Below are 13,845 nucleotides of genomic sequence, written 5' to 3'. Positions count from 1 at the left end.
CCTTCAGGAGGTCCCATGGATCGGCCGTCTCCCCCTGCGACACCGCATGATGCCAGAACCCTGGTGATCCGCGATAACCGTGTCCCCGGTGCGCAGCTCCTGAACGCCCGGGGCCAACTGGAAATCGAGCACCAGGGGCGTCGCTATCAACTGCGCGAGACCCGCAACGGCAAGCTGATCCTGACCTGCTGACCCCAGGGCGACCCTCCACACCCACCCATTGACCATCGAGACCCGCCAGCCAGGCCCAGGCCCAGCCAGCCGCTCGATGACGTGATGCCTCAAGGACAACGTCATCCCATGAAGCGAGCACTGTGCTGTGGCGCCACCCTGGCGCTGCTGAGTCCCGCCCCCGGCCTGCTGGCCGACTCCCCGCCAACCGAGCGAATCGAAGCCTCGGCGCCCCTGGTGATCACCGGCACCCGGGCCCCCACCGACCCCACCCGGGCCCCGCTGATCCTCGATGTGATCGACCGCCATGATCCGACGCTGAGCACCGCCGGACGCATCGAGGAGCTGCTCGGCGACCTGCCCGGCCTGCAGGTGGCGGGCCAGGGGCGCCGCAATGGCCAGACCCTGAGCCTGCGTGGCTTCGGTCGTGGCGGGGTGCTGGTGCGTCTCGATGGGGTGCGCCAGGACATCACCACCGGCCATCTCGGCAACTTCTTCCTCGACCCGGCCCTGCTGCGCGAGGTGCAGGTGGCCCGCGGCGCCCTGTCGAGCCTCTACGGCGGCAACGCCATGGGCGGGGTGATCAGCTTCGAGACCGTAGAGGCGGCGGACCTGCTGCGCCCCGGCGAGACCTCGGGGGGACGCCTGAGCCTTCGCGGCGCCAGCGACCGGGACGAGCTGGGCGCCACCGTCACCCTCTTCGGCCGCACCGCTACCGCCCACGGCGAAGCGGATGGCCTGTTGGCCCTGGGGCGCAGCGAGTCCGGGGATATCCGTCGCGCCGGCGGCGACACCGCCCCGGATGACGCCCGCCTCAACAGCCTGCTGGCCAAGGGGGGCCTCGAGATCGCCCCGGATCAGCGCCTCTTCGCCAGCTGGCAGCACTACCGGGAAGACAGCACCCAGCCCGCCAACCCTCAGAGCTTCGCCGCTAACGCCAGCAACCCGCTGCGCGATCGCCGGGTCACCAGCGATAACGTCCAGCTCGGCCACCGCTGGCAGCCCGGCGTCGCCACCCGGTGGGAGACCCGATTGACCTTCGGCCGCCAGGCCATCGACGAGCCCGCCGCCGAACGGACCCAGGATCGCCTGGGCCTGCAGGGCGACGGCTACCACCGCCTGGCGCACGGCTGGCTGACCCAGACCCTGGCCTTCGGCGCCGAGCTGGACCGCGCCCGCCAGCGCCCCGGCGGCAACGCCAGCGGCTTTCCCGAGGCGGATATCGACACCGCCGCCCTCTACCTGGACGACACCCTGACGGTAGGCCGCTACCTGGATAGCGGCGGTGCCGGGGAGTTCGACCTGGGCCTGGGCGCCCGCCTCGACCACTACCGGGCCGAGGACAGCGCCGGTCGGGAGAGCCGCGAGAACCAGGTATCGCCGCGGCTGCGCCTGGCCTGGCGCCCCCTCGATGGCGTCATGCTCTACAGTGGCTATGCCGAGGCCTTCCGCGCGCCGACGCTCTCCGAGCTCTACGCCGACGAGCGCCACTTCGCCGGCTTCTGCCCCTCGCCCTTCTTCTGTTTCCCGGACAACTTCTGGGTACCCAACCCGGACCTCAGGCCGGAGACCAGCCGCACCTGGGAGAGCGGCCTGGCCTGGCAGGCCGGTGACTGGGGCCTGCGCGCCAGCTATTTCGACACCCGCGCCGACGACTTCATCGATACCGAGGTGGATATCCTCGCCGGCACCACCCGGGCCGCCAATGTCTCCCGGGCCCACCTCTGGGGCTTCGATGCCCGCCTGAGCTGGTCACCCCAAGCCCTCAGCGGCCTCCATGCCCAGCTCGGCCTCGCCGAGGTGAGCGGGCGCGACCGTGACAGCGGAGCCCCCCTGGGTCGGCTCACCCCACTCGAGGCCCTGGCCGGCCTCGATTACCGCTTCACCGGCCCCGACCTGACCCTGGGCTGGCGGGGCCGCTTCGCCGAGTCCCACGACGCCGGCGACACCCAGGCCCCCGGCTATGGCCTGCACGACCTGCAACTCGCCTGGGCCCCCCGCGCCAGCGTCGAGACCAGCCTCAAGCTGCGCAACCTTGCCGACAAGACCTGGTATCGCCCCGACGGCAGCCTCGGCGATGGCCGCAGCCTGCTCGTCAACCTCAGCCTGCAATGGTGACCCTTATGCCTGAACTCGAACGCGCCCCCTCCCACGATCAGAGTGCCATCCTGGCCGCCTTCGATGCCGCCCGCCGCGCCACCCCGCGCCTGCCGGCCATCGATATCGCCCAGCGCCTGTCGATCAGCGAGGGCGCCCTCCAGGCCGCCCGCCTGGGCCGCGACGTCATCGGCCTGCCCCTGGCCCCGGCGGAGCTCGCCGGCCGCTTCCATACCCTGGGGCGGGTCAAGGCGCTGACCCGCTCCCGCCACGCGGTACTGGAGCAGCAGGGGGAGTGCCCGGCGCTCGGCGGCGCCCCCCAGGCCGGCCTGCTGCTGGCCCCCGGCGGCCTGGACATGCGCCTGCTGTTTGCCCACTGGCACTGGGCCGGCCTGATCCGCGACACCCTGCCCGATGCACAGGGCAAGGCCCAGGAGCGCCTGAGCCTGCAGGTCTTCGACCGCCACGGTCGCGCCCTGCTCAAGCTGTTCTGCCTGGAGACCTGGCCCGGCAAGGGCTGGCAGGCCCTGGAGAGCATCGGCAACGCCCACCCACCGGTCTTCACCGGCGCGGCAGATCCCGCGCCGCGGCCCCTGCCGGAGGCCCCGGGCCTGGCCGACGACTGGGCGCGGATGCGCGACGTCCACCAGTTCTTTACCCTGCTGCGCCGCCACGGCCTGGCCCGCCACGAGGCCAATGCCCTGATGGAGGGGCGCTTTACCCGCCGACTGGAGCCGAGCACGCTGGCCACGGCCCTGGCGCGGGCCGCCGAACGGGAACTGCCGTTGATGCTCTTCGTGGCCAGTCCCGGCTGCGTGCAGATCCGCACCGGGCGCCTGCCGGCGCCCAAGCGGATGCGCGGCTGGCTGAACCTCTTCGGCGAGGACTTCACCCTGCACCTGGACGACGCCGCCATCGCCAGCGTCTGGTCGGTGCACAAGCCCAATCGGGACGGCGGCGTCACTAGCCTGGAGGCCTTCGACGCCCAGGGCGAACTGATCCTGCAGCTCTACGCCGAACGCCGCGAGGGCAGCGCCGAGCGCGGCGACTGGCGCGACCTGCTGGCCGAGTTGCGCGACGAGGAGGCGGTGGCATGAACCGCTGGCTGGTGCGCCTGGCCCTGGCCTGGCTGATGCCGCTCTCGGCCATGGCGGCGCCACAGGCCCCGCCCCGGGACCTGGTCATCGGCGGCGACCTGGCCGAGATCGTCGCCGCCCTGGGTGAAGCGGAGCGGCTGATCGGCCGCGACGACACCAGCACTCACCCCGCTGCCATCGCGGCCCTGCCCTCGGTGGGCTACCTGCGTCGGCTGGCCGCCGAGGGGGTGCTGTCGCTGCGCCCGGAGCGGCTGCTGGTGGCGGACCAGGCCGGCCCGGCGGAGGTGCTGGCCCAGCTCGAGGCGAGCGGCGTCACGGTGATCCGCATCGCCACCCCGCCGCGGCTCGAGGCGATTCCCGCCAAGGTGCGGGCGGTGGCCGAGGCCCTCGACCGGGCCGAGCGGGGCGAGGCCCTGGCCAGCCGCCTGGAGGCGGAGATCCGTGAGCTCGCCGCCCTGCCCGCGCTTCCGCCGCTGCGGGCGATGTTCCTGCTCGGCCATGGCGGCGCCACGCCCCGGGTCGCCGGCCACGAGACCGCCGCCCAGGCGATGATGGATGCCGTGGGGGTGACCAACGCCTTCGCCGAGATGCCGGGCTACCGGCCGGTGGGCGGCGAGGCGCTGATCCGCCAGGCCCCGGAGGTGGTGATCGTCACCCGCGGGGGCCTCGAGGCGATGGGCGGCGAGGCACGCCTCTGGCAACTACCGGGCCTGGCCCTGACGCCCGCCGGCCAGGCCCGGCGCCTGGTGGTCTTCGATGACCAGGCGCTGCTGGGCTTCGGCCCGCGCACACCCGCCACCCTCTTGGCCCTCTACGAACGCCTGGAGCGCTTGGCCATGGGGCAACTGCCCAGCACGGAGGCGGCCCCATGAGCGCCTGCCCTCTCCATCCGGCGACCCTGCTGGCCCTCTACGAACGCCTGGAATCCCTAGCCAGGGAGCAACCGGCAGCGGCAAGAGGTGGACCATGATCCTGCGACGCCCTTCCCTGCCCTGGCCCTCCCCCGCCTGGCCGACCCGCTCCGGCACCCTGGCCGGCCTGCTCCTGGCCCTGCTGGGGGCCTGGCTGCTGGGCGCCTTCAGCGGCAGCCTGGGGCTCTCGCCGCGGCTGCTGCTGGGCGAGTGGCCCAGCCCATTGGACTGGCAGGTATGGTGGCAACTGCGCCTGCCTCGCCTGCTGCTGGCCAGCCTGGTGGGCGCCATGCTGGCCGGCAGCGGCGCCGCCATGCAGGGGCTGTTTCGCAACCCCCTGGCCGACCCCAGCCTGCTGGGGCTGGCCAGCGGCGCGGGCCTGGCCGTGGCGCTGTGGATCGTGCTGCTGGGCGGTACCGGCCTCTACGGGCAGTTCCTGGCCGGCTTCCTGGGGGCCCTGGCGGTCTGCCTGCTGGTCTTTCGCCTGGGCGCCCAACGCCCCGGCCAGGAGGCACTTTTTACCCTGCTGCTGGCGGGGCTGGCCATCAACACCCTGGCCGGCGCCTTCGGCGGCCTGCTGGCCTTCGTGGCCAGCGACGAGCAGTTGCGCCAGCTCAGCCTGTGGGGCATGGGCAGCCTGTCCCACGCCCTCTGGCCGGCGGCCATCGGCGCCCTGGTCTGCATTCCCCCGGCGCTGCTATGGCTGCTGCGCACGGCCCGCGGCCTGGACCTGCTGCAGCTCGGCGAGCTCACCGCCCACGGCGCCGGCCTCGATGCCCGCGCCCTCAAGCGCCGGGTGATCCTGGCCACCGCCCTGGGGGTGGGGGTCTGCGTGGCCCTGGCCGGCATCATCGGCTTCCTGGGCCTGCTGGTGCCCCACTGCCTGCGCCTCTGGCTGGGGCCGGGGCATCGCCTGCTGCTGCCCGCCGCCATGCTGGGCGGCGCCCTCTTGCTGCTGGTGGCCGATACCCTGGCGCGCACCCTGGCCAGCCCCGCGGAGATTCCGGTGGGCTTGCTGACCAGCCTGCTCGGAGGTCCCTACTTCCTATGGTTACTGATGCGCCGCCGCGCTTGAGAGACGCCTATGCCTGAGAGACGCCTATGCTGACCCTGTTTTCCGCCGGCTTTACCACGACTCCAGCCCTGGCCCCCATCAGCGACCGCCTGATGCCCGGTGAGCTGCTGGCCATCGTCGGCCCCAACGGCGCCGGCAAGAGCACCCTGCTGACCCTGCTCTCCGGCTTCCGCGTCCCGGAGCAGGGCAGCGTCTGCCTGGACGGCATGCCGCTGACCGCCTGGGAGCCCCAGGCCCTGGCCCGGCGCCGCGCTTTAGTGGCCCAGCAGGTGCGCCCCAGTTTCGACTGGGAAGTGCGCGAGCTGGTGGCCCTGGGCAGCGACGCCGGCGCCGAGCGGGTCGACGCCTGCCTGGCGGCCCTGGACCTGACCCTCCTGGCCGAGCGGCGCCTCACCGGCCTCTCCGGCGGCGAGGCGCAACGCTGCCTGGTGGCCCGGGCGCTCTGCCAATTGGCGGCGGACCAGTTAGTGGGGGAGACGGACACCGGTGCCGATCAGGCCCCGCCGGGGCTCTTGCTGCTGGACGAGCCCACCAGCGCCCTGGATATCGGCCAGCAGCAACGCCTGATGCGGCTGCTGCGTCGCCTGGCCAGCGAACGCGGCCTGGCCATCGCCTGCGTGCTCCACGATCTCAACCTGGCGGGACGCTTCGCCCACCGGGTCTGGCTGCTGGACAAGGGCCGACGGATCGCCGCCGGCACACCCGAGGAGGTGCTCAGTGCCGCCCGCCTGGCCAGCATCTTCGAGGCGGAGCTCGACGAGGCCCCGAGCCTAGCAGGCGGCCCCCCGACCCTGGTACTGGCCCGCTAAGCCCCCCCTAGGGAAGCAACAAAGACGCCCCCGACGGTTCTCACCGTCGGGGGCGTCGCTTCACGCCGGGTTCGCGATAGTGTCGCGCCGCTTAGCCCAGCAGGTCGCGAATGTCCTTGGCTTCCCAGTGCGGGAAGTGCTTGCGCACCAGGGCATTGAGGTCCCGCTCGAAGGCGGCCCAGTCCACCTGGCCGGGCTGGCTCTCGCGGGCCTGCCCCAGGCCGCGCACCATGCCGGCACCCACGGTGACGTTGCTCAGGCGGTCGATCACCACGAAGCTGCCGGTGCCCGGGCTGCGACGATAGTCGTCCACCGGCACCGCGGCGGTGAGTTCCACCTGGCAGCGGGCGATGGTGTTGAGCTCCAGGCGCTCCGCCGGATGATGCTCCAGGGTATTGACGTCCACCTGGTAGTCGATGGCGCTGACCTGCCCGGAGAGATCCCGGGTGGCCAGCTTGAAGTCATAGAGGCGGCCTGGGGTCAGGGCGTCCTCGTGCATCCAGACGATATCCGCCTCGAAGACATTGGAGCTGGGCACCTCGGCATCGGCGGCGACGAGCCAGTCGCCCCGGGAGATATCGATCTCGTCCTCCAGGGTCACGGTGATCGCCTGTCCCGGGTAGGCCACCTCCAGGTCGCCATCCTGGGTGACGATGCGTGCCACCGTGGAGCGCTTGCCGGAGGGCAGCACCTGGATGGCCTGGCCGGGGCGCAGGATGCCGGCGGCCAGGGTGCCGCAGTAGCCGCGGAAATCCAGGTTGGGACGATTGACGTACTGCACCGGCAGGCGCAGGTCGGTGAGGTTCTGGTCCCGGGAGATCTCCACCCCCTCGAGCAGCTCGAGCAGCGCCGGGCCGTCGTACCAGGGCATCGCCTCGCTGGGATTGACCACGTTGTCGCCCTTGAGCGCCGAGATCGGCACGAAGCGGATATCCCGGGCATTGAGCTTCTCGGCCACCTGCTGGTACTCGGCGACGATCTCCTGGAAGCGCTCCTCGGCGAAGTCCACCAGGTCCATCTTGTTGATCGCCACCACCAGGTGCTGGATGCCCAGCAGGTCGGCGATAAAGCTGTGGCGCCGGGTCTGGGTCTGCACCCCGTAACGGGCATCGATCAGGATGATGGCGAGACTGGCGGTCGATGCCCCCGTGGCCATGTTGCGGGTGTACTGCTCGTGCCCCGGGGTGTCGGCGATAATGAACTTGCGCTTGTCGGTGGAGAAGAAGCGATAGGCCACGTCGATGGTGATGCCCTGCTCGCGCTCCGACTGCAGGCCGTCCACCAGCAGCGCCAGGTCCACCTCCTCGCCGGTGGTGCCGCTGGTCTTGGAGGCCTGGGTGATGGCCGCCAGCTGATCCTCGTAGATCATCTTGGAGTCGTGGAGCAGCCGGCCGATCAGCGTCGACTTGCCGTCATCCACGCTGCCGCAGGTGATAAAGCGCAGCAGATCCTTGTTCTCGTGCTCGTGGAGGTAGGCCTCGATATCTTCGGCGATCAATTCAGACGCATGTGCCATAACACACCTATAGCTGGAAGCTGGAAGCTGGAAGCTGGAAGAGCCCCACAGCCAGCAACGGATTCATTCGTGGGAGAGCCTGCCGATAAGGCCGGAGAGCATGGCGGCAATCTCTCGTGTTTCCTGTATCCATCGGCCACCGCACGCCTTGTCGATATAGCCGATGTCGATACCGATGTAGATCTGTGTTCTTAACTCAGCGCAGGAGCCCTTGGCGATCAGCAGGAAGTGTTGCTTGTCCCTGGCCGTGCCCCGGGTCATGCCCTCGGCAATGTTGCTGGGCACCGAAAGCCCGGCGCGGGTGATCTGGTCTCTGAAACCGAAATCCCGCAGATCCCGCATCCCCTTGTAGAGCTCGGCCGACAACCTGGCCGAGCGCCTCCATACCTGAAGCTTTTCGAAGTCCATTTCTTGCCCCCACCCTGATGGTCACTTCCCTAGATTAGGCGAAGGCGCGGGCGGGGTTTCTTCCAGCTTCGGGCTTCAAGCTTCCGGCTTTCTAACGCGCCTCAGGCGCGTTAGAAGTAGCCTTCGCGCTTCTTCTTCTCCATGGAGCCGGCCTGGTCGTGGTCGATGGCGCGGCCGCTGCGCTCGGAGGTGCGGGTCAGCAGCATCTCCTGGATGATCTCCGGCAGGGTCGCGGCCTGGGACTCCACCGCCCCGGTGAGGGGGTAGCAGCCCAGGGTGCGGAAGCGTACCCACTTATCCTCGGGCACCTCGCCCGGCTCCAGGGGCAGGCGCTCGTCATCCACCATGATCTGCATGCCGTCGCGCTCCACCACCGGACGCGGCGCGGCGTAGTAGAGGGGCACGATGGGAATCTGCTCCAGGTAGATGTACTGCCAGATATCCAGCTCGGTCCAGTTGGAGAGCGGGAAGACGCGGATCGACTCACCCTTGTTGATCTTGCCGTTGAAGAGGCTCCACAGCTCCGGGCGCTGGTTCTTGGGGTCCCAGCGGTGGAACTTGTCGCGGAAGGAGTAGACCCGCTCCTTGGCGCGGCTGGCCTCTTCATCGCGGCGAGCCCCGCCGAAGGCGGCATCGAAGCCGTACTTGTCCAGGGCCTGCTTGAGGGCCTGGGTCTTCATGGTATCGGTGTACTTGGCACTGCCGTGATCGAAGGGGTTGATATTGGCCGCCCGCCCCTCCTCGTTGATGTATTCGATCAGCTCCATGTCGGCCTCCGCGGCCATGCGGTCGCGGAACTCGATCATCTCCTTGAACTTCCAGGTGGTATTGATGTGCATCAGGGGAAACGGAGGCGTGCCGGGGTAGAAGGCCTTGCGCGCCAGATGCAGCATCACCGAGGAGTCCTTACCGATGGAGTAGAGCATCACCGGGTTGGAGAACTCGGCGGCCACTTCACGGATGATATGGATCGACTCGGCTTCGAGTTGCTTGAGATGGGTCTGTCGCTCGGGAGAAAGCATCGCGGCTTGGCAACCTCTTGTAACCTGGGACGGCGCATCGCCGTGGGTGGGCTGCCAGTGGCGCCGGTCGGACGCCGAGCGCTAGGGGTCGATCGACCGGCAAAGCACCCGCGGACGCGCCATGGCAGCGTCATGCCGGCTAGGGTACTGAGGGCGCAACAATAACGTCAAAGAATTAAGAACTATCTTTTTAGCCGATTAAGGCATAAGAAGGGCCATCCGGCCGCCTAGAGGTCGACCCGCTCCACCCAGGTGGTCAGCCGCTCGCCATCCAGGTCGACGACCCGGTAGCCGGGGCGGGAGGCCTGGTCGATGGCGAACTCGGGGGAGCCGCCGAGGAACTGGTCGGTGGTGGCGGGCGTGCCATAGACCGCCACCTCCCCCTCGGGCTGGGCACGGCGTCCGGCGAAGGCCTGGTGGATATGTCCGCAGAGCACCGCCTTGACCTGGGGGTGAGGGGCCAGGGTCTCCCAGAAGGCCTCGCCATCGGTCAGGCCGATGGCATCCATCCAGGCGGAGCCGATGGCCAGGGGCGGATGGTGCATGGCCACCAGGGTGGGTCGCTCGTCCATGGCCAGGGCGCTGGCCAGGTCACCGAGGCGCTCGCCCCCCAGCTCGCCATGGGGCTGGCCGATCACCCGGGTATCGAGCAGCAGCAGCCGCCAGCTTCCCAGGTCGAGCTCGTCGTGGAAGTCGCGGGCCTCGGCCATGAAATCGCCGTGGTCGTGGTTGCCGGGCAGCCAGAACCAGGGACACTCCATGGTGGCGAAGGCCTCGGCAGCATGACGGTAGGAGGCGGGGGTCTCGTCCTGGCTGACATCGCCGGTGACCAGCAGCAGGTCGGGGCGCAACCGTCGGGCGTGTTCCAGCACCCGGTGCAGCTGGCGTAGGGGCACGCCGGCCCGGGAGCGGGCCTCGGGGTCGGCATGCAGGTGACAATCGGTGACTTGCACCAGGCGCATCAATTCAGCTCCGGCAGATCCAGGGAGTGGCCATGGGCCAGGGCATGCTCCAGCCATTCGCCGAGGAAGCGGTTGACCTGCAGCTTCTCGTCGGGCTGGTGCATGCGGGCATTGGGGTAGCGGTAACGCCCATGAAAGTGGCGCTGGCGCTGGAAGTCGGTGACCTCGGCCATGCGCACGTCATGGTAGAGGTGTACCAGCATGCGCGGTGCCTCGATGAAGGCGTCCATGACGCCGCTCTGGGAGACCCGCAGGCGGCTGGTGTAGGGGGCTTCCTCGACCAGCTCCAGCCACAGGGAGCCGAAGCGCTGCTCGCGGCCGCGCAGGGCGATCTCGCGGGTCTCGCCGGGGCTGAGCTCTCCCACCAGGCGCGACAGGCGCAGGTAGTTGATGCTGCACTCGGCCTGCAGCCCCTTGAGGTCGGATACATAGGCGGCTCTTGCCATGGCGTTACCTCCTTGCTCGCAATGCGGCCCGCTCCCGCGCCAACCAGTGGAAGGCGATCAGGCACATGGCGTTGTCGAGTCGTCCAGCCTCGAGGAGTTCCCAGGCCTCGCCGAAGGGTAGCACATGTACCTGGATATCCTCGTGCTCGCTATCCAGGCCGTGCACGCCCCCCAGGCCGTCGCTGTCGGTCAGCCCCACATAGAGGGTGACCCGCTCGTTGCAGGCGCCGGGACTGGGGTAGTAGCGGTGCAGCTCGATCAGCTCGTCGAGGGTACAGCCCGCCTCCTCGAGGGCCTCGCGGCGGGCCACCTCGGCGGGGACCTCCCCCGCCTCCACCAGGCCGGCCACCGGCTCCAGCTTCCAGGGGCCCTGGGGGTCGTCCAGGGCGCCGGCACGCAACTGCTCCACCAGCACCACGCGATCGCGCTCCACATCGTAGGGCAATACCCCCACGGCGTCCCGACGCACATGCACCTCGCGGGTGATGGCGGGGCTCCAGCCGCCCTGGAAGAGGCGGTGACGCAGGGTACGCTCTTCCAGGCGGAAGAACCCCTGATGCAGGCGGAGGGTCTCCAGGCGCTCCACATCCGTATTGCCGAAGCGGGGCCTGAGCAGGGAAAGGGGTCGGTCGCCGGAATCGGCCATGGCACCTCCGGGGTCAGCGAAGGGGTCATTATCCGGTCATGGGGCGGGAATGCCAACCGCCGGGGCCGCGAGGCTCGCCCTGGCAGGCCTGCTTCAGCAGGCTGATCTTGTGTTGAATCGCCGGCTAAAGCCAGCTCCTACTGGGTAGAGAAGCCGCTCCCACGGGGCGGGGATTGCCGCTGGGCTGGTAGGAGCCTGCTTCAGCAGGCGATGAGATACTCCCACAATAGCTTTCTGGAGATTGGCCATGTCATGGCTTCATACAGCGGATTACTCGAGGCGGCGCAGCAGGGCCCGGGCCTGGGTACGCAGGGCCTCGTCGGAGGCCTGGCGCTCGGCGCGCGCCTCGCCGTCGCTGGCACGGCGGGCATGCTCCCGGGCCTCGTCCTGGCGTCCCGCCTCGGCGAGGAACTCGGCATAGTAGAAGTTGACGTCGATACCCTGGGGGCGAATCGTCAGGGCCCGCTGGAACATCGCCTCGGCGGTCTCGTCATCGCCGAAGCCGATCAGCCCGCCCGGCACCCGGTCATAGAGGGCGCCCAGGGTCACGTAGGCGGAACCGTTGAGGCCCTGGGGGTCGAGCTCGATGGCCCGCTCCAGGGCATCCCGGGCGCCGCGGGCCCGGTTCAGGGCCCCCAGGCCGCTGCGCTCCCGGGCCTCGGAGGCGAGGATAATGCCCTGCCAGGTCAGCAGTTCCGCGGCCTCGGGATACTGCCCCACCAGGGCCTCGGCCCGCTCGGCCAGGGCCGCCAGGGCATCGCGCCGCTCGCCGGGCTGGGTGGTGATCTGCTCCCACTGCTGTCGCAGCTCGGCGGCCTCCTGCTGCTGGGCGACGGCCAGCGGCGAGAGGGCGAGGCTTAGCCCCAGGGTCAGGGCGGAGAGGGCGTGACGCTTGCGCATGGTCGGACTCCAGGCTTGTTGTTGTGACGGTAACCCACCAACACTCTAACGAACGTTTGAATCATACCCTACCCCACCAAAGTCGTAGGCATCACTTGGCGCTGGCCAAGAGGCGCAGTATGGTCGCAGAACAGATTCACGGAGAGAGCCCATGAAAGGCCGCAACATGACCCGCTGGCGCGACCCGGCCAAGGATCCACGCCAGGAGCCCAAGAGCCACCTGATCACCGCCGAGGGCGCCGAGCGGCTGCGCGGCATCCTCGACCACCTCTCCCGGATCAAGCGCCCGGCCCTGTCGGCCAAGGTGGGCGAAGCGGCGGCGCTGGGCGATCACAGCGAGAACGCCGACTACACCTACAACAAGAAGGAGCTCAACCGGGTGATCGCCCGGATCCGCTACCTGACCAAGCGCCTCGATGAGCTGCAGGTGGTGGACCGCCTGCCGGCGGATACCTCCCGGGTCTACTTCGGTGCCTTCGTCACCCTGGAGGATGACGACGGCGAGGCGATGACCCTGCGTATCGTCGGCCACGACGAGACCGATACCGCCAAGCGCTGGATCAGCATCGACGCGCCCCTGGCCAAGGCGCTGCTGGGCAAGGAAGAAGATGACGAGGTGACGGTGGCCGCCCCCGGCGGCGAGACCACCTATCTGATCACCGGGATCCGCTACCGGGAACCCTAGCTCGCGGACGAGGGCTCGGGGCTTGAACCAGGGCATTATTGGACGACATCTTGCACCCGTCGATGGCGAAGAGTTCATTGCCCAGCAGAACCTGATCGAACAGGGCTTCGATCTCTTCCACATGACCGCTGACGAGTCGGGCGAGTGTGGTGAAGTGCGGCACGGTATCGCAGGATAACGCCTTGAACAGGATGTTGGTCTCGCAGCACCACTGCATTTCCCGACTGGAGGTGATGCCCTTGGAGTTGGCGAACAGGATGATCTTGAGCAGTGAGGATTTCCCCCATAGCGGATGGTTCTCTTGGATCAGGTTGTTGACGTAACACACTGATTTTTCAAGAGAATACCATCCACTATCTTCGTTCTCAGGCCGGTCTCATGAACTAGGCGGGATTACGCCACCTCTTCCGCATATCCCTCAATTAATCGAGCTTGCGAGGAGATCTTCATTCTCTCCATGACCTCTGGGAACACTTCTCCCTGCTGCATGGCGACCACCAAGCGAAAAACAAGATTATCGGATGGGTAAGGGTATAACTCATAGACGGTATCTTGGTGTTTCACACCCTCAATAATCATCGGCAACTCATTGAGAAGATATTCTGAGAGCCTTTCAGCATGATTCAATATAGAAGGTCTATTTTTGTCGGAAAAAATACTCTTTATGATATCTAGAATAGCGCCCCTAAATCCTTGATTCCTTTCAAACTCATCAAAGAGTATTTCGGTTTTTCTGGTGTAGTGATTCTCCTTTTCAATATCCTCCCATCTAAGGACATTAATATTATTCCTGTAATGCACTGGAAGCTCGTCAATCACCTGATTCACCATAGACTCCAGTGCATCCCCATTGCGTTTAGCTAGCCTTATGGCCCTTGATGAGGAACATTTCTCCCTTACCTCATAATTAACAGCATGAATTTTATCAGGAATGACGACTGCAACTTTTTCTTTGGTATTCTCTACCCCCCATAGGAGGTAGTCCTTAGGCTTTGTCTGAAAAGTCTGCACGTAGGCAACGACCTATGCACGCCAGGCATACCATGGCCCTGAAACTGCTGGCCAACTTATCGTATCGCGTGCAGACCCGCCGCAACTCT

15 protein-coding genes and 1 pseudogene are annotated in these 13,845 nt (G+C 67.8%); 7 read left to right on the top strand and 9 right to left on the bottom strand.

The window, feature by feature from the left end:
* Positions 1-15: 15 nt before the first annotated feature.
* The 6 genes from hemP to IHD13_RS05820 all read left to right on the top strand — a co-directional run bounded on the left by hemP (position 16) and on the right by IHD13_RS05820 (position 6,160).
* Entirely contained in the window at positions 16-192 is a 177-nt protein-coding gene (gene hemP, locus IHD13_RS05845; protein ID WP_195860102.1) for a hemin uptake protein HemP, read from the top strand.
* Between the two features lie 108 nt (positions 193-300).
* The gene (locus tag IHD13_RS05840; protein ID WP_195860101.1) at positions 301-2,289 is read left to right on the top strand and encodes a TonB-dependent receptor domain-containing protein; all 1,989 of its coding nucleotides are present in this window, start codon (positions 301-303) and stop codon (positions 2,287-2,289) included.
* A 5-nt stretch (positions 2,290-2,294) separates the two neighbouring features.
* Entirely contained in the window at positions 2,295-3,365 is a 1,071-nt protein-coding gene (locus IHD13_RS05835; RefSeq protein WP_195860100.1) for a ChuX/HutX family heme-like substrate-binding protein, read from the top strand.
* Entirely contained in the window at positions 3,362-4,237 is an 876-nt protein-coding gene (locus IHD13_RS05830) for a heme/hemin ABC transporter substrate-binding protein (protein ID WP_195860099.1), read from the top strand. Before IHD13_RS05835 ends, IHD13_RS05830 begins: the two co-directional genes overlap by 4 nt.
* Before the next feature lie 94 nt (positions 4,238-4,331).
* Positions 4,332-5,351: a FecCD family ABC transporter permease gene (locus tag IHD13_RS05825; RefSeq protein ID WP_195860098.1), complete on the top strand. Its 1,020-nt coding sequence runs from the start codon at positions 4,332-4,334 to the stop codon at positions 5,349-5,351.
* A gap of 26 nt (positions 5,352-5,377) precedes the next feature.
* Positions 5,378-6,160 (top strand): ATP-binding cassette domain-containing protein, encoded by a 783-nt coding sequence (locus IHD13_RS05820; protein ID WP_195860097.1) that lies wholly within the window; start codon positions 5,378-5,380, stop codon positions 6,158-6,160.
* Positions 6,161-6,251: 91 nt separating this feature from the next.
* Here the strand turns inward: IHD13_RS05820 and cysN are convergent, their stop codons facing one another.
* From cysN to IHD13_RS05785, 7 genes are all read right to left on the bottom strand, one after another.
* On the bottom strand, positions 6,252-7,676 hold the full coding sequence (gene cysN, locus IHD13_RS05815) for a sulfate adenylyltransferase subunit CysN (protein WP_195860096.1): 1,425 nt from the start codon (positions 7,674-7,676) through the stop codon (positions 6,252-6,254).
* A gap of 63 nt (positions 7,677-7,739) precedes the next feature.
* Positions 7,740-8,084 carry a four helix bundle protein gene (locus tag IHD13_RS05810; RefSeq protein ID WP_195860095.1) on the bottom strand — a complete coding sequence of 115 codons (345 nt, stop codon included), beginning with the start codon at positions 8,082-8,084 and terminating at the stop codon, positions 7,740-7,742.
* A 110-nt stretch (positions 8,085-8,194) separates the two neighbouring features.
* Complete coding sequence (gene cysD / locus IHD13_RS05805; RefSeq protein ID WP_195860094.1) at positions 8,195-9,106, bottom strand: sulfate adenylyltransferase subunit CysD; 912 nt, start codon at positions 9,104-9,106, stop codon at positions 8,195-8,197.
* Positions 9,107-9,333: 227 nt separating this feature from the next.
* Positions 9,334-10,068 (bottom strand): phosphodiesterase, encoded by a 735-nt coding sequence (locus tag IHD13_RS05800; protein WP_195860093.1) that lies wholly within the window; start codon positions 10,066-10,068, stop codon positions 9,334-9,336.
* On the bottom strand, positions 10,068-10,514 hold the full coding sequence (locus tag IHD13_RS05795) for a DUF1249 domain-containing protein (RefSeq protein WP_195860092.1): 447 nt from the start codon (positions 10,512-10,514) through the stop codon (positions 10,068-10,070). Before IHD13_RS05795 ends, IHD13_RS05800 begins: the two co-directional genes overlap by 1 nt.
* A 4-nt stretch (positions 10,515-10,518) precedes the next feature.
* On the bottom strand, positions 10,519-11,160 hold the full coding sequence (locus IHD13_RS05790; protein ID WP_195860091.1) for an NUDIX domain-containing protein: 642 nt from the start codon (positions 11,158-11,160) through the stop codon (positions 10,519-10,521).
* 270 nt (positions 11,161-11,430) lie between these two features.
* Positions 11,431-12,060, bottom strand: a complete 630-nt coding sequence (locus tag IHD13_RS05785) for a hypothetical protein (RefSeq protein WP_195860090.1) — start codon at positions 12,058-12,060, stop codon at positions 11,431-11,433.
* A 151-nt stretch (positions 12,061-12,211) separates the two neighbouring features.
* Here IHD13_RS05785 and greB point away from each other — a divergent pair, with 151 nt between their 5' ends.
* The gene (gene greB, locus IHD13_RS05780) at positions 12,212-12,745 is read left to right on the top strand and encodes a transcription elongation factor GreB (protein ID WP_195860089.1); all 534 of its coding nucleotides are present in this window, start codon (positions 12,212-12,214) and stop codon (positions 12,743-12,745) included.
* 31 nt (positions 12,746-12,776) lie between these two features.
* Here greB and IHD13_RS18150 read toward each other — a convergent pair.
* Both IHD13_RS18150 and IHD13_RS05770 read right to left on the bottom strand, forming a co-directional pair.
* Positions 12,777-13,019, bottom strand: a pseudogene (locus IHD13_RS18150) (transposase); the annotation flags it as partial.
* A 119-nt stretch (positions 13,020-13,138) separates the two neighbouring features.
* A complete protein-coding gene (locus IHD13_RS05770; RefSeq protein ID WP_195860088.1) occupies positions 13,139-13,756 on the bottom strand; it encodes a tRNA-dependent cyclodipeptide synthase in 618 nt (205 codons plus the stop codon).
* Between the last annotated feature and the right edge of the window lie 89 nt (positions 13,757-13,845).

This window comes from Halomonas sp. 328 (genome assembly GCF_015645095.1).
Classification (GTDB): Bacteria; Pseudomonadota; Gammaproteobacteria; order Pseudomonadales; family Halomonadaceae; genus Bisbaumannia.
This window is presented reverse-complemented; position numbering and strand designations above follow the sequence as displayed.

Bases quoted from the DNA above. Each gene is read 5' to 3' on its own strand.
- hemP (WP_195860102.1), top strand. From the start codon at position 16: ATGGATCGGCCGTCTCCCCCTGCGACACCGCATGATGCCAGAACCCTG.
- IHD13_RS05840 (WP_195860101.1), top strand. From the start codon at position 301: ATGAAGCGAGCACTGTGCTGTGGCGCCACCCTGGCGCTGCTGAGTCCC.
- IHD13_RS05835 (WP_195860100.1), top strand. From the start codon at position 2,295: ATGCCTGAACTCGAACGCGCCCCCTCCCACGATCAGAGTGCCATCCTG.
- IHD13_RS05830 (WP_195860099.1), top strand. From the start codon at position 3,362: ATGAACCGCTGGCTGGTGCGCCTGGCCCTGGCCTGGCTGATGCCGCTC.
- IHD13_RS05825 (WP_195860098.1), top strand. From the start codon at position 4,332: ATGATCCTGCGACGCCCTTCCCTGCCCTGGCCCTCCCCCGCCTGGCCG.
- IHD13_RS05820 (WP_195860097.1), top strand. From the start codon at position 5,378: ATGCTGACCCTGTTTTCCGCCGGCTTTACCACGACTCCAGCCCTGGCC.
- cysN (WP_195860096.1), bottom strand. From the start codon at position 7,676: ATGGCACATGCGTCTGAATTGATCGCCGAAGATATCGAGGCCTACCTC.
- IHD13_RS05810 (WP_195860095.1), bottom strand. From the start codon at position 8,084: ATGGACTTCGAAAAGCTTCAGGTATGGAGGCGCTCGGCCAGGTTGTCG.
- cysD (WP_195860094.1), bottom strand. From the start codon at position 9,106: ATGCTTTCTCCCGAGCGACAGACCCATCTCAAGCAACTCGAAGCCGAG.
- IHD13_RS05800 (WP_195860093.1), bottom strand. From the start codon at position 10,068: ATGCGCCTGGTGCAAGTCACCGATTGTCACCTGCATGCCGACCCCGAG.
- IHD13_RS05795 (WP_195860092.1), bottom strand. From the start codon at position 10,514: ATGGCAAGAGCCGCCTATGTATCCGACCTCAAGGGGCTGCAGGCCGAG.
- IHD13_RS05790 (WP_195860091.1), bottom strand. From the start codon at position 11,160: ATGGCCGATTCCGGCGACCGACCCCTTTCCCTGCTCAGGCCCCGCTTC.
- IHD13_RS05785 (WP_195860090.1), bottom strand. From the start codon at position 12,060: ATGCGCAAGCGTCACGCCCTCTCCGCCCTGACCCTGGGGCTAAGCCTC.
- greB (WP_195860089.1), top strand. From the start codon at position 12,212: ATGAAAGGCCGCAACATGACCCGCTGGCGCGACCCGGCCAAGGATCCA.